The 24601-nt window shown below is 44.5% G+C and carries 24 protein-coding genes and 1 riboswitch; of the genes, 12 read left to right on the top strand and 12 right to left on the bottom strand.

Translation table 11 applies throughout. From position 1 onward, the window contains the following. The first annotated feature begins 437 nt into the window (after positions 1 to 437). The gene (locus BMZ06_RS17540; protein ID WP_089754056.1) at positions 438 to 1007 is read left to right on the top strand and encodes a hypothetical protein; all 570 of its coding nucleotides are present in this window, start codon (positions 438 to 440) and stop codon (positions 1005 to 1007) included. A gap of 185 nt (positions 1008 to 1192) precedes the next feature. Next, positions 1193 to 1891, top strand: coding sequence for a hypothetical protein (locus BMZ06_RS17545; RefSeq protein WP_089754058.1), 699 nt, complete (start codon positions 1193 to 1195; stop codon positions 1889 to 1891). Positions 1892 to 2564: 673 nt separating this feature from the next. On the opposite strand, the gene BMZ06_RS17555 is transcribed toward BMZ06_RS17545, so the two are convergent. From BMZ06_RS17555 to BMZ06_RS17575, 5 genes are all read right to left on the bottom strand, one after another. Next, positions 2565 to 3197 (bottom strand): FMN-dependent NADH-azoreductase, encoded by a 633-nt coding sequence (locus tag BMZ06_RS17555; protein ID WP_089754062.1) that lies wholly within the window; start codon positions 3195 to 3197, stop codon positions 2565 to 2567. A 162-nt stretch (positions 3198 to 3359) separates the two neighbouring features. Next, a complete protein-coding gene (locus tag BMZ06_RS17560) occupies positions 3360 to 4265 on the bottom strand; it encodes a Gfo/Idh/MocA family protein (RefSeq protein WP_089754065.1) in 906 nt (301 codons plus the stop codon). A gap of 269 nt (positions 4266 to 4534) precedes the next feature. Next, a complete protein-coding gene (locus BMZ06_RS17565) occupies positions 4535 to 6148 on the bottom strand; it encodes a sodium:solute symporter family protein (RefSeq protein WP_089754067.1) in 1614 nt (537 codons plus the stop codon). Between the two features lie 11 nt (positions 6149 to 6159). Next, on the bottom strand, positions 6160 to 6627 hold the full coding sequence (locus tag BMZ06_RS17570) for an OsmC family protein (RefSeq protein ID WP_089754069.1): 468 nt from the start codon (positions 6625 to 6627) through the stop codon (positions 6160 to 6162). A gap of 84 nt (positions 6628 to 6711) precedes the next feature. Continuing rightward, positions 6712 to 6817, bottom strand: a riboswitch (SAM riboswitch). Positions 6818 to 6984: 167 nt separating this feature from the next. Continuing rightward, positions 6985 to 7884 (bottom strand): EamA family transporter, encoded by a 900-nt coding sequence (locus tag BMZ06_RS17575; RefSeq protein ID WP_089754071.1) that lies wholly within the window; start codon positions 7882 to 7884, stop codon positions 6985 to 6987. Positions 7885 to 8162: 278 nt separating this feature from the next. Between BMZ06_RS17575 and BMZ06_RS17580 the strand changes: the two genes are divergently transcribed. Then, positions 8163 to 8708, top strand: a complete 546-nt coding sequence (locus tag BMZ06_RS17580; RefSeq protein WP_089754073.1) for a hypothetical protein — start codon at positions 8163 to 8165, stop codon at positions 8706 to 8708. Here BMZ06_RS17580 and BMZ06_RS17585 read toward each other — a convergent pair. The 5 genes from BMZ06_RS17585 to BMZ06_RS17605 form a co-directional block, all read right to left on the bottom strand. Further along, a complete protein-coding gene (locus BMZ06_RS17585) occupies positions 8667 to 9002 on the bottom strand; it encodes a hypothetical protein (RefSeq protein ID WP_139205854.1) in 336 nt (111 codons plus the stop codon). The two genes, BMZ06_RS17580 and BMZ06_RS17585, sit on opposite strands and share 42 nt — an antisense overlap. 182 nt (positions 9003 to 9184) lie before the next feature. Beyond that, positions 9185 to 9313, bottom strand: a complete 129-nt coding sequence (locus BMZ06_RS17590) for a YjcZ family sporulation protein (protein ID WP_089754077.1) — start codon at positions 9311 to 9313, stop codon at positions 9185 to 9187. Positions 9314 to 9404: 91 nt separating this feature from the next. Beyond that, positions 9405 to 10640 carry a methyl-accepting chemotaxis protein gene (locus BMZ06_RS17595; protein WP_089754080.1) on the bottom strand — a complete coding sequence of 412 codons (1236 nt, stop codon included), beginning with the start codon at positions 10638 to 10640 and terminating at the stop codon, positions 9405 to 9407. Next, entirely contained in the window at positions 10637 to 11245 is a 609-nt protein-coding gene (locus BMZ06_RS17600) for an ECF transporter S component (RefSeq protein ID WP_089754082.1), read from the bottom strand. The genes BMZ06_RS17595 and BMZ06_RS17600 overlap by 4 nt, the downstream gene beginning before the upstream one ends. Positions 11246 to 11308: 63 nt before the next feature. Further along, positions 11309 to 11860, bottom strand: a complete 552-nt coding sequence (locus BMZ06_RS17605) for a DICT sensory domain-containing protein (protein ID WP_089754084.1) — start codon at positions 11858 to 11860, stop codon at positions 11309 to 11311. Between the two features lie 513 nt (positions 11861 to 12373). Here BMZ06_RS17605 and ilvE point away from each other — a divergent pair. The 9 genes from ilvE (at position 12374) to ilvA (ending at position 22650) form a co-directional block, all read left to right on the top strand. Further along, complete coding sequence (ilvE, locus tag BMZ06_RS17610; protein ID WP_089754086.1) at positions 12374 to 13276, top strand: branched-chain-amino-acid transaminase; 903 nt, start codon at positions 12374 to 12376, stop codon at positions 13274 to 13276. 395 nt (positions 13277 to 13671) lie between these two features. Further along, positions 13672 to 15387, top strand: coding sequence for a biosynthetic-type acetolactate synthase large subunit (gene ilvB / locus BMZ06_RS17615; protein WP_089754088.1), 1716 nt, complete (start codon positions 13672 to 13674; stop codon positions 15385 to 15387). Continuing rightward, on the top strand, positions 15384 to 15905 hold the full coding sequence (ilvN, locus tag BMZ06_RS17620) for an acetolactate synthase small subunit (protein ID WP_014642812.1): 522 nt from the start codon (positions 15384 to 15386) through the stop codon (positions 15903 to 15905). Before ilvB ends, ilvN begins: the two co-directional genes overlap by 4 nt. A 29-nt stretch (positions 15906 to 15934) precedes the next feature. After that, on the top strand, positions 15935 to 16966 hold the full coding sequence (gene ilvC / locus BMZ06_RS17625; protein WP_089754090.1) for a ketol-acid reductoisomerase: 1032 nt from the start codon (positions 15935 to 15937) through the stop codon (positions 16964 to 16966). Then, positions 16953 to 18500: a 2-isopropylmalate synthase gene (locus BMZ06_RS17630; RefSeq protein WP_089754092.1), complete on the top strand. Its 1548-nt coding sequence runs from the start codon at positions 16953 to 16955 to the stop codon at positions 18498 to 18500. Before ilvC ends, BMZ06_RS17630 begins: the two co-directional genes overlap by 14 nt. Before the next feature lie 13 nt (positions 18501 to 18513). Further along, positions 18514 to 19620 carry a 3-isopropylmalate dehydrogenase gene (gene leuB / locus BMZ06_RS17635; RefSeq protein WP_089754094.1) on the top strand — a complete coding sequence of 369 codons (1107 nt, stop codon included), beginning with the start codon at positions 18514 to 18516 and terminating at the stop codon, positions 19618 to 19620. A 25-nt stretch (positions 19621 to 19645) separates the two neighbouring features. Then, a complete protein-coding gene (gene leuC, locus BMZ06_RS17640; RefSeq protein ID WP_089754097.1) occupies positions 19646 to 21058 on the top strand; it encodes a 3-isopropylmalate dehydratase large subunit in 1413 nt (470 codons plus the stop codon). Positions 21059 to 21070: 12 nt separating this feature from the next. After that, the gene (leuD, locus tag BMZ06_RS17645; RefSeq protein WP_089754099.1) at positions 21071 to 21676 is read left to right on the top strand and encodes a 3-isopropylmalate dehydratase small subunit; all 606 of its coding nucleotides are present in this window, start codon (positions 21071 to 21073) and stop codon (positions 21674 to 21676) included. A 14-nt stretch (positions 21677 to 21690) separates the two neighbouring features. Next, positions 21691 to 22650, top strand: a complete 960-nt coding sequence (gene ilvA, locus BMZ06_RS17650; protein WP_089754103.1) for a threonine ammonia-lyase — start codon at positions 21691 to 21693, stop codon at positions 22648 to 22650. 94 nt (positions 22651 to 22744) lie between these two features. Here ilvA and BMZ06_RS17655 read toward each other — a convergent pair whose 3' ends face one another. Both BMZ06_RS17655 and BMZ06_RS20980 read right to left on the bottom strand, forming a co-directional pair. Further along, on the bottom strand, positions 22745 to 23617 hold the full coding sequence (locus tag BMZ06_RS17655) for a manganese catalase (RefSeq protein ID WP_089754101.1): 873 nt from the start codon (positions 23615 to 23617) through the stop codon (positions 22745 to 22747). 756 nt (positions 23618 to 24373) lie between these two features. Beyond that, positions 24374 to 24601 (bottom strand): hypothetical protein (locus BMZ06_RS20980; protein ID WP_217646830.1); only part of this gene is annotated, 228 nt, incomplete at its 5' end.

Genomic DNA, 24601 nt, shown 5'->3' on the forward strand with positions numbered 1-24601 from the left:
TCCTTCCAACCGTCGGTGCGACGGGGCTAGCCTAATCATTTGAACGAACCGTTAGGTTCGTGCTCTTAGGAATCCCCCAACTTCAAGGAGCGTCAGCGAGTAAGTGGGGGGTAGTTCAACTGTAATACTAGGTTGGTTATTGATGATGGCTGGACCCCTATTTGGGGGATCATTGCATTTGGAATAGTTGCCGGTTGTTTGTTTAGAGGTGTTTATCTTTTGAATAAGCTGGTCGTGGAGTTAGTTGGCAAGGATTAAAAGATACTTCACTTTGCCAATCAACAGCATCTACCCTATCTTAAAATGATGGAAGGGTAAACCGGTGCTGAGCTAGTGTAAACTTATTAAAAAGCAATAATAGATGTCTCGCTATTGAGTCTGCAACAATCGTTGTTGATACAGCATTGCCGATTAGATAATCAATATGGAGGGGGAGTATGGTTAAGAGAGTAGCAATCTGGAGTGTAATAATACTATTATTCACTCTTTCTATTCTTGTATATAATAATCAACAGTTACCACAACCAAGTGACGTATTGAACAGTACAAAAAATTTGACTAATCAACCTTACAATGTACTAACCATAGAAAATATTAATGGGGATTGGGTGACTTTCTTTAAAAATGAAAAAGCCATGTATGTAGGCTTCCTGCAACAGAACTGGTTGGGGAATTGGAGAGTTGTAAATGGTTCAGGAGATTATGGTTTTTTAGGCGATGCAGCATATAATCCCACCCAAGAAGAAAGGAACGGATTGGTTTGGGGTGCTTCTGGTCTATCAAAGGGAAATGAACCGTTATACAGTTACTACTATGGAATGGTTTTAAATCCAGAAGTAGATGAGATTCTTTTATCCACAGGAAAGGGAGGTTCAGAAGCCGTTCCATTGATACAATCAGACAAAGAAGGGACACGTTTTTTCTTCATTAAAAGAAAAGCCGAACCTATTGTCCCTTTCGAGTTAAAAGCCCTATTAGATGGAAAAATAATTGCTACGGAGAATTGAGATCAATGTTACCCGTTATAAAACTAACAGTTGCTAAAGTAAAAAAAGAGTAAGAGTCATCTTGATTTCAAGTCTTACTGAAAAGGAGGCGTTTCTCTAATAGAGAGGATCGTCTTTTTGGGTCATTAAAACCGGGGTTATACGCTGATATTAGTAGTAATTAATTAAAGTTTAAGGGGACTTTTATGTATAAGAGAGTGGGAATTGCCTCAATTATGACGATCATAACTATATTCTTAGCTGGATGTAACAATCATGATACTGTTTCTGTAGAGGGTAAATTATTCGAAGTAGATCAAGAGGAAGAGACATTTGTCGTTTTTGTCGGAGATGAGTTAAAGGAAGCACAAGATACAAACCAGGATAAACAACAGAAGTCCATTGAAGCTTTTTTAGTAAAGCCGGAAAAAGGTTTGGAAGTAAAAGGTGAAGTCGACTCCTTTAATGATTTAAAGCAGGGGCAAAAAGTGGCCGTGGAAATTGGAGGTTATGAGGAAAAACTGGTTACAATGGATGCTATGTTTAGCGAACCAAGTAAACTGCCTTCCTATAAATCCAAGTCGGTAACGGTAACACCTTATTCTAAAAAGGATATTGTACAGGAACTGAGAGTAGAAGAAGGATATGGACTTTATACTTATAATCCCAAACCTAATGAAAAGGGATGGTACGATGCCTCTCCTAGTTCTGTAGCAGAGGATTTTCCTTTTCGAAAAATAGAAGTAACCCATTCTGTCAGCGATGTGAAAAACACAGAGGAATTGTTAGGCTTATACGAGGATTCACCTACCTATATCATTACTGATGAAAAAGGAATAATATTAAAAACCAGCCAGATCACGGAACTTAATGAATTCATTAAAAAACTAGAGAAACCAAAGTGAACCTTTTAATTTGTATGCCGTCCCCTCGAGTCAAGAGTAGAAGGGATTCACACATTTTACTAAGATAGGCATAATTGGGGGTGATGTAGAACAAATCTTGTTGAATAGAGGTGAGAGTGTGTCTAGTAATAACGATGATAAACCTTTTAATGATGCTATAGAGCACCAACAAAAAAATGAGGGTTATCCTAAACCAAGTGAAGGGAAACTCCCCTTACCCATAAGATTGAGCGGCTATTTTCTCTTCGGGGGAATAGTATTAATGATCCTTTTAGGTCTATTAGGAAACATTTTATTTTAACTAATGAGACCTAACAATTTTAAAGGTTATCTCGGAATTGAGTTTTCGCGAAACGTAAACGATTATCTAATTAGGGCGCTCGCTTTTCCCAGGAGTTGTGGAGGATCGGCGGCGAGTAAAAGTGGTTCTTCCTACAATGTAATGTGGGAAATGAAAAAAATGCAGTGATTAGAATAGGGGAAGTCAGTTTATTTTTGGATAATTATTCGATACTTCTCATTATCTCTATTTACGTTAGTTGTATAAAACAATACTAAAAATGAACTTCCAAATAGATGGAAGTTCATTTTTAATAATCATATCTACACCGAACTTTAACAGTGATAAATAAGGTCAGCCTCTTTTTGTTGGAGGCTGACCTTATTTCTTGCATTATGCGTTTTGGTAAGACAAATCAGAAGCGAGCTGAGCGACTTTCTCAAGCCCTTCCTGTACTATTTCTTCTGCTTGGTCAGGGTTAGCATTATGACCTTCGATGACTAATTCGTTCTTAACATTCATACCGAACAATCCCCCAAAGATATTACGCATGTAGTTGAGGGACATTTCCATTGGTGCCATAGACGGGTCTGAATAGTTTCCGCCACGGGCATTCATCAAGATGACACGTTTATCTGTCATAAGCGGCGTTGGACCACTTTCTGTATATCTGAAGGTGAAGCCAGCTTCCGCAATATAATCGACGAATGTTTGTAGTTTTGCTGGAATTGTGAAATTCCATAGCGGGAATGCGACCACGATTACATCCGCCTCTTGAATGGCATCTTTTGCTTTCTGTTTGGCATCCATCAATCGCTGCTCGAGGTCATTCAGAGCGACACCTTCTTGCATTTTGCCAAGAGCACTGAATAAATCCTGACCGAGGTAAGGCATGTCCTCGTTGAACAGGTCATACGTGCTCACATTGATCTCATCTGTTTCTTTCATATTTTCTAGAAATGTTTCATACATCTTGGTAGAAATACCGTCTGGACGATTATTAGCTTTTATAACAAGTACGTTCATAAGTTGAATTCCTCCTGTTGATTGGTCTGCTTTTAATACATTAGGATTATAATATCTCGAAGTAGAGATATCAACTATTAGGATTTAGTAAATGTAACCAAAAAAGAGGAAAACCTACTTGAACGGTTCGTACAATTAAGAAGTAGAGGCTTTACTGGCTACTCAAGTAGAATGAATGGCTTCAACGATCCGCTCACAAATTTCATGGGTCATCAACGAATCTTCAATGGAAGGATCAGGCACTTGGTTGTTTTGAACACATTCGATAAAGTGATCAGTTATTTGATAAAAGCCGCGCTTATATAACGTAGAGTCCCAGCCGCCGTAGTTTGTGACACGGACTTCTTTATCATGGTAGTGAGTGGTTTCTGTGAGATTATCCACCACGTATTTATCATGTCCAGTCGTGTACTCAATAATCTCCTCGGTCACACCGCCGTTTCGATTCATGATGCCGATCGCGATACATCCTTGTCCTATCAATTGGATGACTAATTGATCGAGCATTTCACCGTTTTTAATGGACTCGACTTTTACATCCTCGATCTCTCTGTCCAGTAAAAACCTAAGTGTATCGATGACATGAATGAAATCCTCAACCACGAACTGTCTTACAGGCTGCGGTTGGGCGAATCGGTTCTTTTGCATCAGAATCATGCTTGGTTTCCCGTGATCCTTTAGTTCGTTGACCATAGGAATGAATCTTCTATTGAAGCCGACCATGGCTATCGTTCCGTGTTCTTGAGCGAGCTTGACTATGCGTTCTGTTTCATGAAAGTTCATAGAAACAGGTTTATCAATGTAAACGTTGATTCCATTTATAATCAGCTTTTCTGCTAGTTCCACATGCGCTTCAGTAGCCGCGCTGATGATGGCTGCATCGATATCTTTTTTAAGCAGTTCTTCTACTGTCTGCACCTTTTCCTGAATTCTGAACTTGTTGGATAAAGTCTCTAATACGTCCCTATTCCTAGTGCAAAGCACCAGTTCAATATCTTCTTTTTCAGATAGCACGGGTAAGTAAGCTTTTTTAGCTATATCTCCCAAGCCAATGATACCAACTTTCATATTCAACACCTCGCAAGTAATATGATTACCATAAGTCTTATCGTTCATAGCGTAACATGCTTTTAAGATTTGACCTTGAATTTTGGATTGAATAGAAGGTTCAGATAGTAAGGAATTTCGTTTCTACTATTTCTTTAAATCGTGTATCGCAGTGTAGAGGGGCATTTGTTAAAAAATCCTTACAAAAAAGCTTAGAGACATATAGCCTCTAAGCTTTTTTACGCTTGTTAAGGTTTTATCCAAAACCTCTTAGCGGATCTTCCTATCTATTAAGATACCACTTTCTTTTGAACCGACGCTTCGGCCACTTTCGGTTTAATATAAATAATGCTTCCGATAAATACGGCTAGTACATTAAGGAATAGTGTCAAACCTACTACACCAGCGGCGTGAAGGGATTCATAGAAAAATGCGTTGACAACAAGCAGCACGGCAATAGCAGCCAGCACAGCGGCCCCTTTAACAGAGCGGCTGTTGGTAATCTTCCAGTTTCCATAATTGAAAGCAACGGTAAACAGCACCATGACGAGAATATTGACGCTCATACCTACCCAAACCGGGTGGATGTTTAAGAAGAAATCAGCTGGGTGCCAATTACTTAAATGATACCAGGTTAAGCCTGCAGCGAACCCGCCAAATAGGGAACCGATTACGGCTCGCTTTGTGACAAGCGGCCAGAATAACGCGGCGACGACTGGAGCGAAGGTGGCAGAGTTTCTCATGGTCCAGGCGAGCACGTTCCACCACGCGGATTGTTCTGTGCGCAAGAAGCCGAAGACGATCATGAGTCCTGTCAGTAACAGCAGCGACCATTTGGTATATTTAACAAGCTGTTCTGGAGATGCACCAGGGAAAATGGCGCTTCCGACGTCTTTCCCAAGACTGGTTGCCCCTGAGAACTGACAAGGCGCGCCCCATCCGAGAGCACAAGCCCAGATACCTAAGAAGAACAGGCCGACGAGTGGAGCGGGCAGTACTTCCATTAAATATTGAGGAAGAGCAACGAGTCCAAGGCTTGCGTCAGGGACGACCGCAGCGGCAGACAAGCCAAATAGAATACCAAGTAGAATAAAAGGAACGCTCATCACTTCTGCAACAATTAAGCCTTTGCGTCCTTCTTCAGGCGTTTTACAAGATAAGGCCATCTGAAAAGCTGCCTGAGCTAAAATCACGTTCACGAGGAAAGTGGCAAACCATACAAGAATCACTTGAAGGCCAGCGCCTCCCCAATCAAACATGTTCGGCTGCTCGGCAGCAAGCTGCTGCAAGCCGGAAATGCCTGGGTTAATGAAGAATGCCACGGTTCCAATGATAAACATAATGGCAAAAATAATCGTGTTCATCGTTTGTGTAAAGGCAACAGCCCACATACCGCCTGACTGCAAATAAACAAATAGTAAGATAGCAGTAAAAGCTACAGACAAGGATAACGAAACGCCGGTAAACACGTGGAAAGCAGAAGCAAAAGCAATCGCTGTAGCGACAGACCACATCGGAAAGGCAAAGGCTGTAATCGCACCTGATAAAGCTTTGGCGCGTCTGCCGAATTGATCTCCGATTAGTCCTGAGATCGTGACAATTAACTTTTCACGGAAAGATTTGATTAATAATAAAGCAATTAGTAAGACTTGTAATGTTTCTGCTACGCCATACCATATGGCTGAAATTCCGGTCAGGTAGGAAAGCTCGACAATCGATATGTACGTCGAACCCGAGAAGAGGCCAGTTATACAAAAGGCCACGGTCCACCATCTAAATGTCCGTCCCCCTACAAAGTATTGTTCGCCGCGGTTGGCTTTTCGTTTCGCCACATTACCTACGATGATGAGGGCGAGCGTGTATAATAAGGCAAGTGAAATCATCCAAAATCCATATGAACTCATGTTTGTACCTCCTAGTTGATTTTCCAGATTACTTCAATTTTTACGTCTGCATCCTTAAACAAGTTGTAAGCTGGGCAGCGTTTTTGAACGAGTTGAATAAAATTTTCTTCGTCGATTTCTTCCTCTGCAAATGTAACGTCCACCTCAAGCGTTACCGTTTGAAAGTGGGGGCTCACATCTGCTGTCCCAAACAATCCTCTGTGATCGATATCTCCACTTGAAGCTGCCTCCAGTTTTTCAATCGTCAACCCTTTTTCCTTCGCCACCATTTCGACCACGATCATGAAACAGCCGTTAAGCGATCCAGTGATGTATTCCATAGGAGTTAATGCTTCATTAGAACCTCCAAGTTTTTGGGGTTCATCAATTGTAAACGTAAAATCCCGAATGGCATGCGCATTCTGAAATTGGCTGGTGCGCTTGCTTTGTGTGTTAATCGAACGTAATGCTGACTTCTTCTCTGTTTGCTGAACTGTCATTTAATGTCCCCTCCTTTTTTAAATATAAAAAAACCCTTCTACTTTTCTGTAAGAAAAATAGAAGGGTTGGTTTAAACGTCCCGGCTCTTATCTTTCAGACAGAAAATGTCTGCTGGAATGAGCACCTTGTTTATAAAACAGGTTGCCGCGGGATCAAAGGACCAGTTTCCTCCACCGCTCTCGATAAGAAAATTATGAATTTAAAGAATATTGTACGTTTAAATTTAAACATCTGTCAACAGCTTTTTTGAAAGTTAGCTTTGGAAACAAGAAGAGCCTAAGTGAGAAAACCGCTTAACCATAGGGGTTCCTCACAAAAATTAAACAGTTTATCTTTTGCAGAAAAATCAGAATCATTTAGCTCACCTGACGCCGTTGTTGCCTCTGTACCAGCTTACCGCCAAACTCATTTATAAAAATAGCTGCAAGGATTAAAAAAACGCCGACCCACTGCACAATAGTGACGGTTTCTGAAAGAATCAGCATAGCTGAAATAATGGCGACTGGAAGTTCCACAGAGCTCAGCACGTTAGCAAGACGACCCGAAATTAGTGGAGCACCGCCCGCAAAGAAAAGGGGAGGAATAACGGCTCCGACAAGGGCAATGCCAACTCCAATCGTCCATAAGCGCATGTCCAGGACGGGGACGGTAGGAATGTCGCGGATGAAGATGAGCAACACAAGCACCAAAGATCCCGACACCATAAGTGAACTTCGCAGGACAGGGTGGGAATCGACAGCCACCTGACCACTGAAAAAAATAAAGCCGGCATAGGAAAACCCTGACAACAGTCCGAGTAGAAGACCGACCGGGTGTAACTCCAGACCGCCATCTGTAAGTCCTGAAGCTAACACTACTCCCGTAAGTGTGAAGATGAGGGAAACCAAGTGAATGCGTTCGGGTGGAGTTTTCGTGAAAATCCATTCATACAGCATACCGATCCAAACAAATTGGAAAAGCAGAATAATCGCAATAGAAGCGGGGAGGTACTGCATAGCTCCGTAATAAAAGATACCCGTAAGTCCAACCGTACTGCCCGTAACAGCAACTTTGACAAGGTCCAATCTCCGAATTTCTTTGACACGCAGCCCTTTCCAAAATGACAAGCCCCACAGTAAGACAAAGGCAGCGAGCATTTGGACAATATTTAACTGACCGAGAGAGTAGCCATATTGAAAGCCTGTTTTTACAAATATAGGGGTAAATCCGAAACTTGCTGCTCCCAGGAAGACGAGAATAATTCCTTTTCCTTTCATGACCCATAACCTCCCATCAAGACTATCTGTGACTCTATCATTCCGAAAACACTGGTTCTATTATTTCAAAGCCCCCTTGAAAACTCAATTTTAATGAGGAAAACAAGTGTATGACCAAGGGTGAGAACATCCAGGGATGTCGGATTTTGAGGAGTATCATTGCAAATCATAGCGAGAAATGTAAAACGATTTTTACAGGGATTTTCTCCCTTTTGTCGAACTGAATTGGTATAAGGGAATCGCTATAAAATCAGAAAAATAAGGGAGTGTTCGTGGGGATGTTCAAGAATAGTCTATTAAAGTTAATGCCGTATAAAGAGCAGGGTATGGTGGAAACGAATCTGGTCAATGTGATGAAGCGATTGAAAATTGAAGATTTTACGTTCAACTGGGACCGCAGCAGCTGCTATGTAGAATTTAGTTATAAAGAAGAGCCCTATAAACTGGAACATTCGATAGAAAAAGCAAGGAAACAAGGGATTATCTTAAAAAATGGTATGGATTGTTTAATAGAGCTGACTCAGTCACTGGAAGATCTATGTGTGATTATTGACCGTGGCACCTATAACTTCCAGACTTGGATATCCGGAATGAAGCAGCAAGATGCGATGAATGAAACCCCTATTTATCAAGAAGAGTTTCACATTAGTTACAAATCAACTGGTGGGGAACAGGCTAAACAGGAATCTTCCAAACAGGATTCCTCTAAAGAGGAACAGCCATCTGATAGAAATGAACAGCTTTTTCCTTTTGGACCTGATCTGTCACTCAAAGATTTCTACTTAAATCAGCTCACTCAAAGTACGGAGCGGAAAATACAGTAGAATCAGGCTGTGGATGTGAATATGTATATTAAAAGAAGAACTCCATAAATTGGAGTTCTTTTTTAATTCTGTTGGATTTTTGCGTGGGTTCGTCGCAAATGTGCCGTGCTCATCGTCGATTGAGCCGTGCTGCACTTCAATTGAGCCGTGCTGCTCTTTGATTGGGCCGTGCTGCTCTTTGATTGAGCCGTGCTGCGCATCAATTGGGCCATGCTGCCCTTTGATTGGGCCGTGCTCCCTCTCAATTGAGTCGTGCTCACCCTCAATCGCGCCATGCTCCAGGGAATTATTCATTCTGCCAGTGGAAAAGGAGTCGTTCCAATGAAAAGCCTTTATACACCCTAAAGAGCCAGGCTCTTTGTTTAAAAGCCTGGCTCTTACGCACATTTAAATAGACCAGAAGGCACGGATATGCCCCCGGGCAAGGTAGTGAACCATCTGAAAACGGGTATCAATGATTCACTACTTTATTCATACTAGTGATAAAAAGAAGCTCCAACAATGATTAATAGAATGAACAAAACAACGATTAAAACGAAAGTACTACCTCCGTAGTTTGCTCCGCCGTAACCGCCGCCGTATCCACAGCCGCCATACCAGCTCATATTTTCACCACCTTTTTTTGTCCTATACGATAGGCTATGAAAAATGAGGTGAGTTGGGAGGGCGGATGACCAGTATGGTTTCAAAAATAATTCAGGAGCCCTTCTGAATTTGTTCCTGTTTATGAGGTTTGTTTAATTCACTCGGGCGGATCCAGCGGACGTTATCGGTGGTTTGTAAATGCTCCTGAAGGTTTGCTTTAATTTTCTGTATATGTTCCACCATGGTCATGGCGGTCATATCAAGCTCCATCATCGTCGTCTGCTGCTCCATGATTTTTTCGGAAGATCCTTCGGTGTTTGCGCTCAGCTGTTGAGTGAGACGGTGAATTTCTGCGAATTTTTCCTGGGTCTTTTTCTTTTCATTCATAACGTTAGCCGAATGAGTTTGAACCTGTTTGGATTGATCGTGAAGTTCAGAAATATTACCGATCACCTGATCGAAAATCTCCGTCATTTCTTCGGCTTTTTCTTTCCCTAGATTAAGTGCTTCTGTTTCTGTTTCATACGACTTTTTCTGATTGGAGATACTGGAATTTACCTGGCTGATGACATTTTCAATCGTGTCAGCACTTTCTTTAACCTGGGCGGAAAGCTTACGTATTTCGTCTGCGACTACCCCGAATCCTTTCCCGTGCTCTCCTGCTCTTGCTGCTTCTATGGATGCGTTTAAAGCCAGCAGATTGGTCTGATTGGAGATGTATTCGATCGCTCCGAGTGCTTCCGTTACTTTTTTCATTTGTTTTAGAAGCTTTTCATTAAAACTGCCAAATTGTTCGGTAACCCGAATGATCTCTGTAAACACATGGTTAAATTCATCAACTTTTTCTTTTCCATCATTCGACAAGGAGCGAACACTTTCAGAGGTCGAAGCAGAGGTTTCAATGATCTCACCGAGAGACTGAATCATTTCATTGATGCTGTCCATCTGGCTTTGAAACTGAGTTAAGTGTTCTCCTTCAATCTGGATATCTTCCACCATTTCCATCAACTGTGTGCTGACCTGTTCGGATGACTCGGTAACTTGTTTATTCATTTTGTTCAAATGCTCACTATGAGCCTCGACGTGACGAAGTTCTTCCAGGGAATGGCGGATGGATTTATCTTTACTTTCATTTGCAGCCGTATGAGTGGACTCTACCCGCAGGGCACTGTTTTTTGCGGTGGAAAATAAGGAGATGAGAAGGGCTGCTGTTACGATAGTTATTCCCCCTAAAATGGAAAGGCTGACGGCAGTCTTGAAATAAAAGGATAAACTATAACTTAAGGCTCCATAAATGATTACGGCTAGGCTGATGGTCAAAAGTGGAATAGCTCGTTTTAGTTTCATACATGTACTCGCTTTCTCTTAGAATTAAGGATCCTGTCCAGACGGAAGGAGAAGGGCAGACCGATTCCATAAATCATCCCAATCTTCAACAGGTTAAAAGGTATGATCACATAAAGCACGGCGGTTTTAAAATTGGTAGCCAGTGGATTAAATTGTTTGAATTGGCTCACATACTGTTCTTTCGTTACCCCGATCAGCTCCATGATCGACGGGAGAATAAAATAATAATTTAATAGATACATCGTGGATAAGAAGACGGTAATCGAAATGGCGAAACTCCATAGATTCAGTTTTTTTTGATAATGATAGAACATTCCAATCAGCCCAACGATGAGCGCTCCGGAAAAGAAATTAGCCATTTGTCCGACAGGAAGTCCTGCGTAGCTGCCATGGGTGATGTAGTCTATTAGATTTTTGAGAAACTGAATGGCTACGCCTGCAACGGGTCCCAGTGTGATCGCTCCAACCAGGGCAGGAATGTCACTAATATCCATGGTGAGGAAGGGCGGGAAGAAGGGAACAGGAAATTTAAAATAATAGAGGATGATGCTGCAGGCGGCTAGAATCCCGATGGTCGTGGTGCGCTGTAGTTTGGATAACGTCAAAGTTACTCATCTCCTTAGGTGAATAGAAGAGAAGAGCATCCAGCTTCTTCTCTTCCAATTGGGTTATACGTTTCCTTGTAATGAGCGGGCATGAGGAGCTAGCAGGCTCGCCGCATGTTCGACAACTTTCGGGTTTGAGGACTTCGCTCCTTTAAAGTTTCGGCTTTCTTCGATTTTATACACGCCAAAACCATCCAGGTCATAAGCGACCATCATTGACTTAAAGTTGGGCGCGTCGATGACTAAAAACCATTCGCGAATCAATTTGCTATTGGATGGAAGAGGAATGTAGTGGATGCCATCGGAAGAATCCATCGGCACATCTTCCTCACCGAAAATGTAAACATTTGAATATTGGGTCATGGCCTGGAAGCGGTCCAACACGTTTTTGGCACGAGAAAATTTCTGGAACCCGGCATAGACGTTTCCTTTTAACTTTTTCATAAGAACGATATTTTCCATCATTAAACACATGTATTCAAGCTGCGGAACCTTGGATTCAAAATTCAAGGAACTGGATTGCAGCTGAGTCAAATGAGCGTTCTCCAACTTTTTTGTTTCTCCTTTGACAGAACCAAAGCATTCGTTAAATAGAGAGAGATTTTTAATAGTCATGTATGTATTCCTCCTATGGGAGCATCAAGACTCCTAAGTAGTTAGTCCAATAATTGGAAATATAAGTTTATCATTAGTGGTTAAAATGATCTATTATAAAATACCTAATAAAGTGAAGCGATATCCATTCTTTTATTTCATCGGAAGATTGCCAGAAGAGTAAAGATAAATGCAAAAATTAAGATAAAAAAGAAAAAAAGAAAGGGCGCTTGAAGCCGCATAACTCATGGCATACAAGCATGTAAGCGCTTCACTTTTTTATTGAATAATCTAAGTGTTCAGAAAATTTACGTAAAACCTGTTGATTTTCTCGCGAAATCCGTTTAAAGTAGTCCTCAATCAACTTCACCGGTAATTCTCTGAAACGCCAACGAAGGTTGATCATGTGGAAGGACCCCCATGGGACCCTGAGCATAAAAATGAATGTAACTTTTGTGTCAGGGTCCACTATTTTTTTCCTTCATAAATCTATCGTTTCAAACATTAAATATAGAAAAGAAAGGAGTGCTAAGGATGAGCAGCCAATGGATTTATTTAAGCGGCGAATATGTAAATAAGAATGAGGCCGTCGTATCCGTTTACGATCACGGTTTCTTATATGGAGACGGGGTATTCGAAGGTATTCGTGTCTACGAAGGCAACATCTTCAAATTAGATGAACACTTAAACCGCCTCTATGATTCAGCAAAATCAATCATGCTTCAAATGCCTTATGAGAAGGAGGAGATGAAAGAGATTATTGCTGAAACCGTCCGCAAGAACGAGCTGGAAACAGCCTACATTCGAGTGGTTGTGTCCCGCGGAATGGGTAATCTCGGTTTAGACCCTTCCAGTTGTTCAAATCCAAGAGTGGTTGTCATTGCTGAAGCACTTGCTTTGTTTCCGAAAGAACTTTATGAGCGCGGGGTAAGGCTCGCATCGGTTTCCAGCAGACGAAACCGTCCGGATGTACTTCCGCCTCAAGTGAAATCATTAAACTATTTAAATAATATTCTAGTGAAAATGGAAGCAAATCAGGCTGGAGTAGACGAAGCGCTGATGATGAACGATCAAGGCTACGTAACAGAAGGCTCAGCAGACAATATCTTTATCGTTAAAAACAGCACCATCTATACACCGCCTACTTATTTAGGGGCGCTGGAAGGCATTACAAGAAATGCAATTATTGATCTTGCCAATGAAAAAGGCTATGAAATGAAAGAACAGCCATTTACTCGCCATGACGTATATGTAGCTGATGAAGTATTTCTAACAGGCACAGCTGCAGAGGTCATCGCAGTGGTAGAAGTGGATCAACGTCCTGTAGGGGATGGAAAGCCAGGTGTCATAACCAATCACCTGCTTTCTGAATTCCGTAAGATTACGACTACAGACGGCTATAAAGTCTACAACAAAGATAAAGTTCAAGTAAGCTAGACTTAAAAAGTTAATAGAGACTAACACGAAGACGGGAATAAAGGAATAAGTTCTTGTATTCACAGAGAGCCGGGGTTGCTGGAAGCCCGGAAATACATCTTATTCTGACATCATCCTTGAGTGTTCACGCTGAACGGTTTACTAGTAGGCGGGACCAGGTGTTTTTATTCGCACCTGTTATCAAAAGGAGTTCTAAGAGAACTCCCTGAGGTGGAGCGTATACGCTTCACGAAACGAGGGTGGTACCGTGAAAGTAAGAGACCTTTTCACCCCTCTCTTTCCTTATACCGACGTGTATTTGAGGAAGTGAGGATGAAAAGGTCTTTTTTATTTTAATAATAGTGGAAGAGATTGGCCGCAATGATTTTCTAAATACTCTAAGGAGGGATTAAAAAATGAAGGCAGAGGCAAGTGTGAAAGAGCAGACCGCCACAAAGACAGGAGCAGATTTGCTAGTTGAATCCTTGATTGAACAAGGTGTCGATACTTTATTTGGGTACCCGGGAGGTGCCGTGCTCCCAATTTATGACGCCATCTACCGTGCAGAAGGAAGCTTTGATCACGTACTTCCCCGTCATGAACAGGGAGCGATTCACGCAGCAGAGGGGTATGCTCGAGTAGCGAACCGTGCAGGTGTTGTAATCGGTACTTCCGGGCCAGGAGCAACCAATCTGGTAACCGGCATCGCTGATGCGATGATGGACTCCATCCCGCTGGTTGTTTTTACAGGTCAGGTGGCTAAAGGAGTCATTGGCACAGATGCTTTCCAGGAGTCAGACATTATGGGCATCACGACCCCGATTACGAAACACAATTACCAGGTTCAAAATATCGAGGAGCTTCCGCGTATTGTGAAAGAAGCCTTTCACATTGCCACTACCGGACGTCCGGGACCAGTAGTAGTTGATATACCGAAAGACATTTCTTCGGAAGTGTATGCAAAGGATGTTATTCATCACTTTCATCTTCCGGGCTATCAGCCGACACTGAAACCGAATCCACTCCAGATCACGAAGCTTCACGACGCGTTAAAGCAAGCGAAAAAACCTGTTATTTTAACTGGTTCAGGTATTATCCATGCGGGAGCTTCGGAAGAACTTAGAACCTTCGTAAGGAACTATGAAATCCCGGTCGTATCTACCTTGCTAGGCCTAGGCAGTTATCCAGGCAGCGATCGATTGTCGCTGGGCATGGGAGGCATGCATGGAACGTACGCCGCTAATATGGCTCTTTATGAATGTGATCTTCTTATTAACATTGGGGCCCGCTTTGATGATCGTCTGACAGGGAACTTGAAGCATTTTGCACCGACGGCCAAAGTGGCTCACGTTGATATCGACCCGGCAGAAATCGGGAAAAACGTTCCGGCATCGATCCCGATCGTATCCGATGCCAAGGCCGCCTTGAAGGCATTAAATAACAAAGAAGTGACAAGCCTTGATCATAAGGAATGGCTGGATCAGAGCTGGGCGCGTAAAGCGGATTATCCACTGTGGTATCACCAGAAAGATGAAGATATTGTCCCTCAGTGGCTGGTCAAGAAAGTATATGACTATACCCGCGGAGAAGCTGTTGTAACGACCGACGTTGGACAGCACCAGATGTGGGCGGCTCAGTATTACCATTTTGATGAGCCGAACCGCTGGGTAACGTCAGGCGGCTTAGGCACGATGGGATATGGATTCCCGGCAGCGATCGGCGCACAACTGGCGGACTTGGAATCCACTTGTGTTGCTATCGTAGGGGACGGCGGTTTCCAAATGACACTTCAAGAGCTGTCCGTTCTTCAAGAACGCGGCTTGCCAGTGAAGATCATCATTGTAAATAATCAGGCTCTCGGCATGGTTCGTCAGTGGCAGGAGAAGTTTTACGATGGTCGTTTCTCTTCTTCCATCATCGATACGCAGCCTGACTTTGTAAAACTTGCGGAAAGTTATCAGATTCCTGGTTACTTCATTGACTCACCGAAAACACTTGAAGAGGTACTTCCGGACATCCTTGCCAATGATAAGCCGGCCGTTGTAGATTGCCGAGTACTTCAAAGTGAAAATGTGTATCCAATGATCGCACCAGGAAAAGGACTTCACGAAATGATCGGGGTGAAACCATGAAAAGGATTGTTACTGCGATCGTTCATAATCGCAGCGGCGTATTAAACCGAGTAACAGGGCTGCTGGCTAAGCGGCAGTTCAACATTGAAAGTATATCTGTCGGCCGCACCGAGACAGAGGGCGTTTCCAAAATGACGTTCGTGGTCGATGTGGAAGATAACCGCAAACTGGAACAGCTGACGAAGCAGCTGAATAAACAGATTGATGTCCTGAAGGTTTCCGATATTACAGACAATGCGATTGTCGCCCGGGAACTTGCCCTGGTCAAAGTAATCAGCAACCCGCAGATACGAAGTGAAATTCAGGGCATTATCGAACCGTTCCGCGCTACGATTATTGACGTAAGTAAAGAAAGCGTCACGGTTCAGGTTACAGGAAAGTCCGATAAGGTCGATGCGCTGATTGAACTCTTACGACCTTATGGTGTTAAAGAACTTGCAAGAACCGGCTTAACCGCCTTCAAACGAGGAAATCAGCCTCAACAAGCAGAAGTAAAATCTTATTCTCTATTAAACTAATTACTCTATTACAGAAAGGAAGATTTTAAATGGCACATGTTTACTACCACAATGATATCCAAGATGAGGTTCTACAAAATAAGAAGGTTGCTGTTGTAGGCTATGGCTCACAAGGGCACGCTCACGCACAAAACTTAAAGGAAAGCGGCCATAACGTTGTCGTTGGACTAAGAAAAGGAAAGTCCTGGGATAAAGCCGAACAGGATGGACTGGAAGTGAAAGAAGTAGCGGATGCCGTAGCAGACGCAGACGTGGTTATGGTTCTTTTACCAGATGAACACCAGCCGACCGTTTTTGAGGAATCCATTAAGCCGAACTTGAAAGAAAATGCAGCTCTTGCATTCGCCCACGGCTTCAACGTTCACTTCAACCAGGTAGTTCCTCCATCAAACGTTGATGTATTCCTAGTAGCTCCAAAAGGGCCGGGACACCTTGTAAGAAGAACATTTGAAGAAGGCGCAGGCGTACCCGCTCTGATTGGAGTAGAGCAGGACGTATCCGGTGAAGCGAAAGAGATCGCACTAGCTTACGCTAAAGGAATCGGCGGCGGTCGTGCCGGCGTACTGGAAACAAGCTTCCAGGAAGAAACAGAAACGGATCTATTCGGTGAACAGGCCGTACTATGCGGAGGATTAACAAGCCTTGTAAAAGCCGGATTTGAAACATTAACCGAAGCAGGCTACCAGCCAGAAGTGGCGTACTTCGAATGTATGCACGAGCTGAAGCTGATCGTTGACTTGATGTATGAAGGTGGACTTGAAGGCATGCGTTATTCCATCTCCGATACAGCACAATGGGGTGACTTCGTATCTGGACCGCGCGTCATCAACGAAGATACAAAAGCCCGCATGAAAGATGTACTGCAGGATATCCAGACCGGTAAATTCGCTAAGGGCTGGATCCTAGAAAATAAAGTGAATCGTCCAGAATTCGAAGCGATCAATAACTTGGAGAGCAATCATCCAATTGAAAAGGTGGGTAGAGAACTCCGAGAGTTAATGCCTTTTGTTAAGAAATCTCAATCTAAAGAAAAGGAAGTGGTCTCTCATGGCTCACGTTAACGTATTCGATACAACTCTTAGAGACGGAGAACAGTCAGCTGGCGTAAACTTGGACCGCCTGGAAAAATTGGAGATTGCGAAGCAGCTGGAACGCCTTGGGGTAGACATTATGGAAGCGGGATTTCCTGCTTCCTCCCAGGGAGAATTCGAATCCGTCCGTGAGATTGCGAACACGGTGAGAAACGTTTCAGTAACGGGGCTTGCGAGAGCTCACAAAAAAGATATCGACATTGCCTGGGAAGCCTTGAAAGGCGGAGCAGAACCAAGACTTCACGTGTTCTTGGCTACCTCAGCCATTCATATGACGCATAAGCTTAAGAAAACACCAGATGAAGTGGTGGAAACAGCGGTAGAAGCTGTATCTTACGCGAAAGAGAAATTCCCTCACGTTCAGTGGTCCGCAGAGGATGCGAGCCGAACCGATATCGATTTTCTTGTCCACATTATTGAGAAAGTCATTGATGCCGGCGCATCTGTCATTAACCTTCCAGATACAGTTGGGTATTCAACGCCGGATGAATACGGTCGCATGTTCCGTGAAGTAATAGAACGCGTTCCGAATATCGATAAGGCTATTCTTTCCGCTCACTGCCACGATGATCTAGGCATGGCTGTCAGCAACTCGATTGCTGCGATTGAAAACGGGGTACGCCAGATCGAAGGCACCATTAACGGAATCGGTGAACGTGCTGGAAACGCGGCACTTGAGGAAATCGGAGTCGCTCTTGAAATCCGTAAAGACCGTTACGATTATCAAACGAACCTTGTATTAAAAGAGATTAAAAGAACGAGTGATTTGGTCAGCCGCATGACTGGTATGATGGTTCCAGGGAATAAAGCAGTTGTCGGCCGTAACGCATTTGCTCACGAATCCGGCATTCACCAGGATGGTATGTTGAAAGACTCGTCCACTTACGAAATCATTACCCCAGCGATGGTGGGAATCGATTCCAATCGTATGGTGATGGGGAAACACTCCGGTCGTCACGCTTTCAAACAGAAAGCCGAATCCATGGGCTATGAGTTGACGGATGAGAAATTGAAGGAAGCGTTCGAATCCTTCAAGAACTTAACGGCGAAGAAGAAAGAAGTCACCGACGACGATTTGTTTGCCATCCTGACCGATACGCAGACCGAAGACAAAGATCAGCCGAAATACGAGTTGAAAGCCTTCCAAGTTCAATACGGGAGCATCAATCGACCGACAGCCACGGTACTTCTTACCAAGCCGGATGGCGAAGAAGTCGAGAAAGCCAATACAGGAGATGGCAGTGTAGAAGCCATCTACAACACGCTGGATGATTTGATCGATGCCGACGTGCATTTACAGGATTACCAGTTAAGCTCAATTGGAAGAGGACGAGATGCATTGGCAGAAGTGCACGTGCAATTAACAGTAGACGGCGTGAAGGCTTCTGGACGAGGTTCTGCTCAGGATGTTCTTGAAGCTTCTGCGCATGCGTTCTTAAATGCCGTCAACCGCACATTATATAGAAAGAACACGGAACCAGTTCAAAAGCAGGTTCAAGTATAAAGGGGGAAATGTTATGAAAAAGCACATTGTACTTTTACCGGGAGACGGGATCGGTCCCGAAGTAGCAAGAGCCGCTAAGCGCGTGCTGGAAGCGATAGCTGAGCAGCATCAGCACACGTTCACCTTCGAAACACACAATATCGGAGGGAGCGCCATTGATCAGGACGGCACCCCTTTACCGGAAGATACGATTGAAGCTTGTCATAAAGCGGATGCTGTATTTTTAGGAGCTGTAGGCGGTCCGAAGTGGGATGACCTGCCTGGTCATATGCGTCCTGAAAAAGGACTGCTCGGCATTCGTAAGCAGCTGGGACTTTTCGCTAATCTGCGGCCGGTAAAGGCGTTCCAGCAGCTCCTCCACGCGTCCCCCTTAAAAACTGAAGTCGTCACAGGAAGTGATCTGCTGATCGTCAGGGAATTAACAGGAGGACTCTATTTCGGGGAACCGAGTGAAAGAAGAAACAACGACGCTGAGGTTGTCGATACGCTGGCGTATTCGAGACATGAAATCGAGCGAATCGTTGAGCAGGCGTTCCAGAGTGCCAGACTTAGAAGAAACCATCTGACCTCTGTGGATAAAGCAAACGTATTAGAATCGAGCCGAATGTGGCGCGAGATCGTTGAAGAGAAGAAGCAGGAGTATCCGGAAGTAACAGTTGAGCATATGCTTGTGGATGCCGCAGCGATGAAGCTGGTAACGAATCCTTCTTACTTTGACGTCATTGTGACAGAGAACATGTTCGGAGACATTTTAAGTGACGAAGCGTCTGTATTAACCGGGTCACTCGGCATGCTTCCATCGGCAAGTATCAGAAAAGATGGCCTGGGCTTATACGAACCGGTTCACGGTTCTGCACCGGACATCGCCGGTCAAAACAAAGCAAACCCACTGGCATCGATCTTATCTGTTGCGATGATGCTGAAGCATTCCTTTAAACTGGAAGAAGAAGCAGAACAAGTTGAGAAAGCCGTACAAGACGTGTTAGCAGCGCGCTACCATACGGCCGACCTTAACATCAGCGGGGGCATTCCGGTCAGTGGAAGTGAACTTGCGAATAAAGTGATTGAACAATTAAGCACGAGTGACACGACTGAAAATATCATGAGGTGCTACGTGTAATATTCGAAGAAGGGAGCGGTACACATTGAGTCAACCGAAAACAATTATTGAGAAAGTTTGGGATCAGCATGTCGTTCATGAAGAAGAAGGGAAGCCGAACCTCCTCTATATCGACTTGCATCTGATTCATGAGGTCACCTCTCCCCAGGCGTTTGAAGGTCTGCGCCTGAGCGGGAGGAAAGTCCGCCGGCCGGACCTGACGTATGCCACCATGGATCACAACGTGCCAACTATTCACAGGAACGTGATTAAAGATCAGATTTCCAAAAAGCAAATGGAGACACTTAAAGAAAACTGTGAAGAATTCGGCATTAGCCTGGCCGATATTAACCACCCCGATCAAGGGATTGTCCACGTTATCGGGCCGGAGCTTGGCTTAACTCAGCCAGGCAAAACCATTGTCTGCGGCGACAGCCATACCTCTACTCACGGAGCCTTTGGTGCACTTGCTTTTGGAATCGGTACGAGTGAAGTGGAGCACGTGCTTGCCACCCAGTCGATCTGGCAGGCGCCTCCAAAGACACTTCAAATTCATATCGATGGCAAGTTAGGTACAGGCGTAACAGCGAAAGACTTAATCCTTGCGGTCATTGGTCGTTTCGGTGTTCGCTTTGGAACCGGTCATGTGATTGAATATACGGGCGAAGCGATCCGTAACTTGTCCATGGAAGAACGAATGACGATTTGCAACATGTCCATTGAAGCAGGCGCAAGAGCTGGATTAATCAGCCCGGATGAGACGACAGTCGAGTACTTGAGAGGGAAACGTTACGTGCCAGAAGGGGAAGAATTCGATAAGGCTGCCCAGCAGTGGCTTAACCTTGCATCTGATCCAGGCGCACGTTACGATATGGAACTTGAAATCCACGCCGATGAAATCGAGCCGCAGGTAACCTGGGGAACAAATCCTTCCCACTGTGTACCTGTCTCCGCTCAAGTACCGGATCCACTCAATGCCGAAAGTGATGATGAAAAAGACAGCATCGAGCGTGCCCTGGAGTATATGGGGCTGGAAGCGAATCAAACCATTCAATCCATTCCTATTGAACATGTATTTATCGGTTCCTGCACCAATTCAAGGATCAGCGACTTGAGAAAAGCCGCTGATATTGTGAAAGGCGGCCGTGTCCACGAAGGGATCAGAGCGCTGGTTGTACCAGGTTCCCAATCCGTAAAGCAGGCAGCTGAAAAAGAAGGATTGGATAAAATATTTATAGACGCCGGTTTCGAATGGAGAGACGCAGGCTGCAGCATGTGTCTGGCGATGAATGACGATATCGTCCCGCCGGGCGAACGCTGTGCCTCGACCTCAAACCGAAACTTCGAAGGACGTCAGGGTAATGGAGCCAGAACCCATCTGGTCAGTCCTGAAATGGCAGCAGCAGCTGCACTGGAAGGCCGCTTCGTAGACGTCAGAAAACAGATGAGTACCGTTTAGGAGGGTGAGCAGATGGAACCTTTGAAAAAGCATCACGGAATCGTCTATCCACTGAATCGATCCAACGTTGATACCGATCAGATTATTCCTAAGCAATTTTTGAAGCGAATTGAACGAACCGGGTTTGGACAGTTTCTTTTTTACAACTGGCGTTTTAATGATGATGGTTCATTGAAAGAAAATTTCTCATTGAATGATCCCAAGTATAATGACGCATCCATCCTGGTGGGAGGTGAAAACTTCGGTTGCGGCTCTTCAAGGGAGCACGCGCCCTGGGCCATTCAAGATTATGGTTTTAAAGTAGTGATTGCTCCGAGTTTTGCGGATATCTTCTATAATAACTGCTTTAAAAATGGAATTCTGCCGATCCAGCTGCCGAATTCTGCAGTAGAGAAATTAATGGAAAAAGCAGAAGCTGAAATTTATGGATTATCGGTTGATTTGGAAAAACAAGTCGTTTATGGTAGGGAATTAGAAGTTAATTTTGATATCCAGCCGTATCACAAAGAAATGTTACTCAATGGCTGGGATGAAATCGCGGTCACCTTGACCCACGAAGACAAAATTGACCAATACGAAAATAATACAAAGGGAGTGAAGACGTTGGGGATTTCTTAACGCTAGCTAAAGTGATGGAGGCTCATGAAAAATTACAAGGAGTGGTGCACCGGACTCCGCTAGAGACCTCCTCTACATTTAATCAGCAAGCCGGTCAGCAAGTCTATCTGAAGATGGAAAATCAGCAGAAAACAGGAGCTTTTAAAGTAAGAGGAGCTTCCTATAAAGTGGCCTGCTTATCACAAGAGGAAGCTGAACGAGGGGTTATTGCCGCTTCTGCCGGCAACCATGCCCAGGGTGTCGCTGTAGCCGCCCGTAAAAGAGGGATCAGCGCCCGCATATTCATGCCGGAAGCGACGCCGCGCGCGAAGGTTGAAGCAACCGAAGGGTATGGTGCCACGGTGGTATTGACCGGAGAATCGTTTCAGGAAGCTTATACCGCTGCTCTTTTGGAACAAAAAGAGAGTGGAGCAACTTTCCTTCATCCATTCGATGATTATGACGTGATGGCCGGACAAGCGACGATTGCGGTCGAAATGCTGCAGCAGCAGCCGGACATCGATACGCTGTTTGTGCCCATTGGGGGCGGCGGATTAATCAGCGGAGTGTCCTTTGCAGCTAAGCAGCTGAAACCGGATATTCAGGTGATCGGCGTACAGGCTGCCGAAGCTTCATGCGTCTATAATTCTTTTTATAAGAATGGACCTGAAAAACTAACATCAGTCGCTACCATTGCTGATGGGATTGCCGTCAAGGAAAAAGGAAAGCTTACCTATCCTTGTATCCAGAAGTATGTGGATCAGGTAATCACCGTAGAAGAGCATGAAATCGCTCAAACGATGCTTCACTTGCTGGAACGGGAAAAAACGTTGGTGGAAGGTGCAGGAGCCTCTGCATTAGCAGGAGCCCTGTATCATCAGGGCCAATTTCAAAGTAAACAAGCGGGTGTGATTGTAAGCGGTGGGAATATGGACATTTCCAAACTTCCTTCCATTTATCAAGCAGCGCGCCCAAAGCAAGCCGCGTTAGTTTAAGAAGATAAGGTAAAGGAACAGATGCTCCGGACGGGGCGTCTGTTTTTAGCCTATGGACGAACAAGGGGAAACCACTGTGGTTTCCCCTTGTTCGTTAGATCTGCATCCTTGGATCGATTTGATCTCTCGTCGTTTGCATTTTCCTCATTTCTACTGGTGGTGTGCCGTGGATGTAGCTGGGCGCAGGATTTAATGATGGTTTCTGGCCCATAGATTCAGGGTTTTGAATGTATTCAAAATGGCCCTGACCATCCATGGTCTGTCCGCTTGCCCATCTTCCTGTGCGACTGTCCTCGCCTTCTGAGTAATTCATGAAGGAGTAGGATACTTCCTGCTTTTCAAACTGTGGGTTAAACGTGCTTGGTACTACTGAGCCCTGAGTTTGTTCAAGTTCTTCGATGGCTGCCATCCATTGATTCTGGTGCATCGTGTCCCTTGCAATGAGGAAGGACAACATATCTCTAACGCTGGGATCTGTCGTCATCTCATAAAGACGGCATACTTGCAGTCTTCCTTGAGATTCCGCATTTAAATTGGCACGAAAGTCTGCCAGCAGGTTCCCACTGGCAATGGTATAACGAGCTGTCCATGGATATCCCGCACTGTCATTAGGCTGAGCGCCTAAACCACTTACGATGGCGTGCTGCGGGTTCATTCCGCCAAGAACCGCTTCTACCGCTGGGTCCTGGGCTGCCTGGTCCTGATCGCCTGCAGGCGCACCATCCAGAAGTTGTGCGATCATGGTTGCGATCATTTCCACGTGAGCCATCTCTTCTGTACCAATATCAAGAATCATATCCCTGTATTTACCTTCTGCACGGCAATTCCACCCCTGGAAAAGATACTGCATCATTACGGACATTTCTCCGTACTGGCCTCCCAGGATCTCTTGAAGTTTCTTGGCATACACCGGGTCCGGCTGACTTGGTTTTGCATTATATTGTAATTCTTTTATATGGTAAAACAAACGTTTTCCTCCTCAACGATATCATGAAGCATTACTTATTATTTAAGAAGGACGGAAAACTCATACGAACCAATATTCGCCTGCTCGTTCTTTGTTTTAAGTGATCCTATAGCTTACCTCTACTTAAAGGTGACTATTATAAAAGATTGGATCTGTTAAGGTTTATTGTTGATTTTTATAAGGGGCTTATTAAGCAATAGGGCCTGATTTTGTAAGATTCGATATCGAGATAAATTGGGTCCGTTACGATATGAGGAGGGGGCTGGTGGGGAAATAACTCGCTTACCTATGGGGGAACGGTGAGCTTCCTCGCTCGTTTCACTCTCTGCGGGATCTCACCTAGCTCCTTCTCCCATGGGAGTCTCGCCATTTCCCCACTAGCCCAACTTTATTAGGGAGAACGGACCCTCCAGAAAGAGAGTACCCATACTTCTTATATCGCCTAAAATGCTTGTACGATAGGCTATCCCGCATAGTTCCAGCCTGAAAAAGTATATACGCCCATGTGATTAATTGTTCTCAAGGGGGTGAAGGGTGAACCCGTTTCGAGTTTCGATTCGGCCAGGTCCGGAGGGGAATGGGGAGACTCCTGTGGGATAAACATGATCGGTGAGACCCCGGAAAGCGTTAGCTTGAGGAGGCTCAGCACATGCCGCGTGCCTAGCAAGCCGTTAATTGCTTATTGGTGAAAGTCCAATCCGAGTAAGTGCCAAGACGCTCGGTAGCTGACAGGTAACTGGTAGAGAAATCTTAAGGTTAGAGCCCTGGATCAGCAAACGAACAGATCGTAACATCAAGTGAATCCTGCCGCTTCGTCAAGAGCCCCTGCGCATGCAGGACAAGGAGAAGTCGAACCCCGGGCATGCGGGTGAAGACCACGGAAGATGTGATGACCTTGGAATCAGCATCGAAGAATCTCTCGGAGTAGAGGGAGCGATATGTTCGGAAAGGAATGAACGGAACTAGGGAGGCCCTCCTCATCAC

The organism is Halobacillus alkaliphilus (genome assembly GCF_900113125.1).
In the GTDB taxonomy this organism is placed as follows: domain Bacteria; phylum Bacillota; class Bacilli; order Bacillales; family Halobacillaceae; genus Halobacillus; species Halobacillus alkaliphilus.

What these genes read in the sequence shown, in the direction of transcription:
- BMZ06_RS17540 (WP_089754056.1), top strand. Translation starts at nt 438, where the DNA reads ATGGTTAAGAGAGTAGCAATCTGGAGTGTAATAATACTATTATTCACT.
- BMZ06_RS17545 (WP_089754058.1), top strand. Translation starts at nt 1,193, where the DNA reads ATGTATAAGAGAGTGGGAATTGCCTCAATTATGACGATCATAACTATA.
- BMZ06_RS17555 (WP_089754062.1), bottom strand. Translation starts at nt 3,197, where the DNA reads ATGAACGTACTTGTTATAAAAGCTAATAATCGTCCAGACGGTATTTCT.
- BMZ06_RS17560 (WP_089754065.1), bottom strand. Translation starts at nt 4,265, where the DNA reads ATGAAAGTTGGTATCATTGGCTTGGGAGATATAGCTAAAAAAGCTTAC.
- BMZ06_RS17565 (WP_089754067.1), bottom strand. Translation starts at nt 6,148, where the DNA reads ATGAGTTCATATGGATTTTGGATGATTTCACTTGCCTTATTATACACG.
- BMZ06_RS17570 (WP_089754069.1), bottom strand. Translation starts at nt 6,627, where the DNA reads ATGACAGTTCAGCAAACAGAGAAGAAGTCAGCATTACGTTCGATTAAC.
- BMZ06_RS17575 (WP_089754071.1), bottom strand. Translation starts at nt 7,884, where the DNA reads ATGAAAGGAAAAGGAATTATTCTCGTCTTCCTGGGAGCAGCAAGTTTC.
- BMZ06_RS17580 (WP_089754073.1), top strand. Translation starts at nt 8,163, where the DNA reads ATGTTCAAGAATAGTCTATTAAAGTTAATGCCGTATAAAGAGCAGGGT.
- BMZ06_RS17585 (WP_139205854.1), bottom strand. Translation starts at nt 9,002, where the DNA reads ATGAATAATTCCCTGGAGCATGGCGCGATTGAGGGTGAGCACGACTCA.
- BMZ06_RS17590 (WP_089754077.1), bottom strand. Translation starts at nt 9,313, where the DNA reads ATGAGCTGGTATGGCGGCTGTGGATACGGCGGCGGTTACGGCGGAGCA.
- BMZ06_RS17595 (WP_089754080.1), bottom strand. Translation starts at nt 10,640, where the DNA reads ATGAAACTAAAACGAGCTATTCCACTTTTGACCATCAGCCTAGCCGTA.
- BMZ06_RS17605 (WP_089754084.1), bottom strand. Translation starts at nt 11,860, where the DNA reads ATGACTATTAAAAATCTCTCTCTATTTAACGAATGCTTTGGTTCTGTC.
- ilvE (WP_089754086.1), top strand. Translation starts at nt 12,374, where the DNA reads ATGAGCAGCCAATGGATTTATTTAAGCGGCGAATATGTAAATAAGAAT.
- ilvB (WP_089754088.1), top strand. Translation starts at nt 13,672, where the DNA reads ATGAAGGCAGAGGCAAGTGTGAAAGAGCAGACCGCCACAAAGACAGGA.
- ilvN (WP_014642812.1), top strand. Translation starts at nt 15,384, where the DNA reads ATGAAAAGGATTGTTACTGCGATCGTTCATAATCGCAGCGGCGTATTA.
- ilvC (WP_089754090.1), top strand. Translation starts at nt 15,935, where the DNA reads ATGGCACATGTTTACTACCACAATGATATCCAAGATGAGGTTCTACAA.
- BMZ06_RS17630 (WP_089754092.1), top strand. Translation starts at nt 16,953, where the DNA reads ATGGCTCACGTTAACGTATTCGATACAACTCTTAGAGACGGAGAACAG.
- leuB (WP_089754094.1), top strand. Translation starts at nt 18,514, where the DNA reads ATGAAAAAGCACATTGTACTTTTACCGGGAGACGGGATCGGTCCCGAA.
- leuD (WP_089754099.1), top strand. Translation starts at nt 21,071, where the DNA reads ATGGAACCTTTGAAAAAGCATCACGGAATCGTCTATCCACTGAATCGA.
- ilvA (WP_089754103.1), top strand. Translation starts at nt 21,691, where the DNA reads ATGGAGGCTCATGAAAAATTACAAGGAGTGGTGCACCGGACTCCGCTA.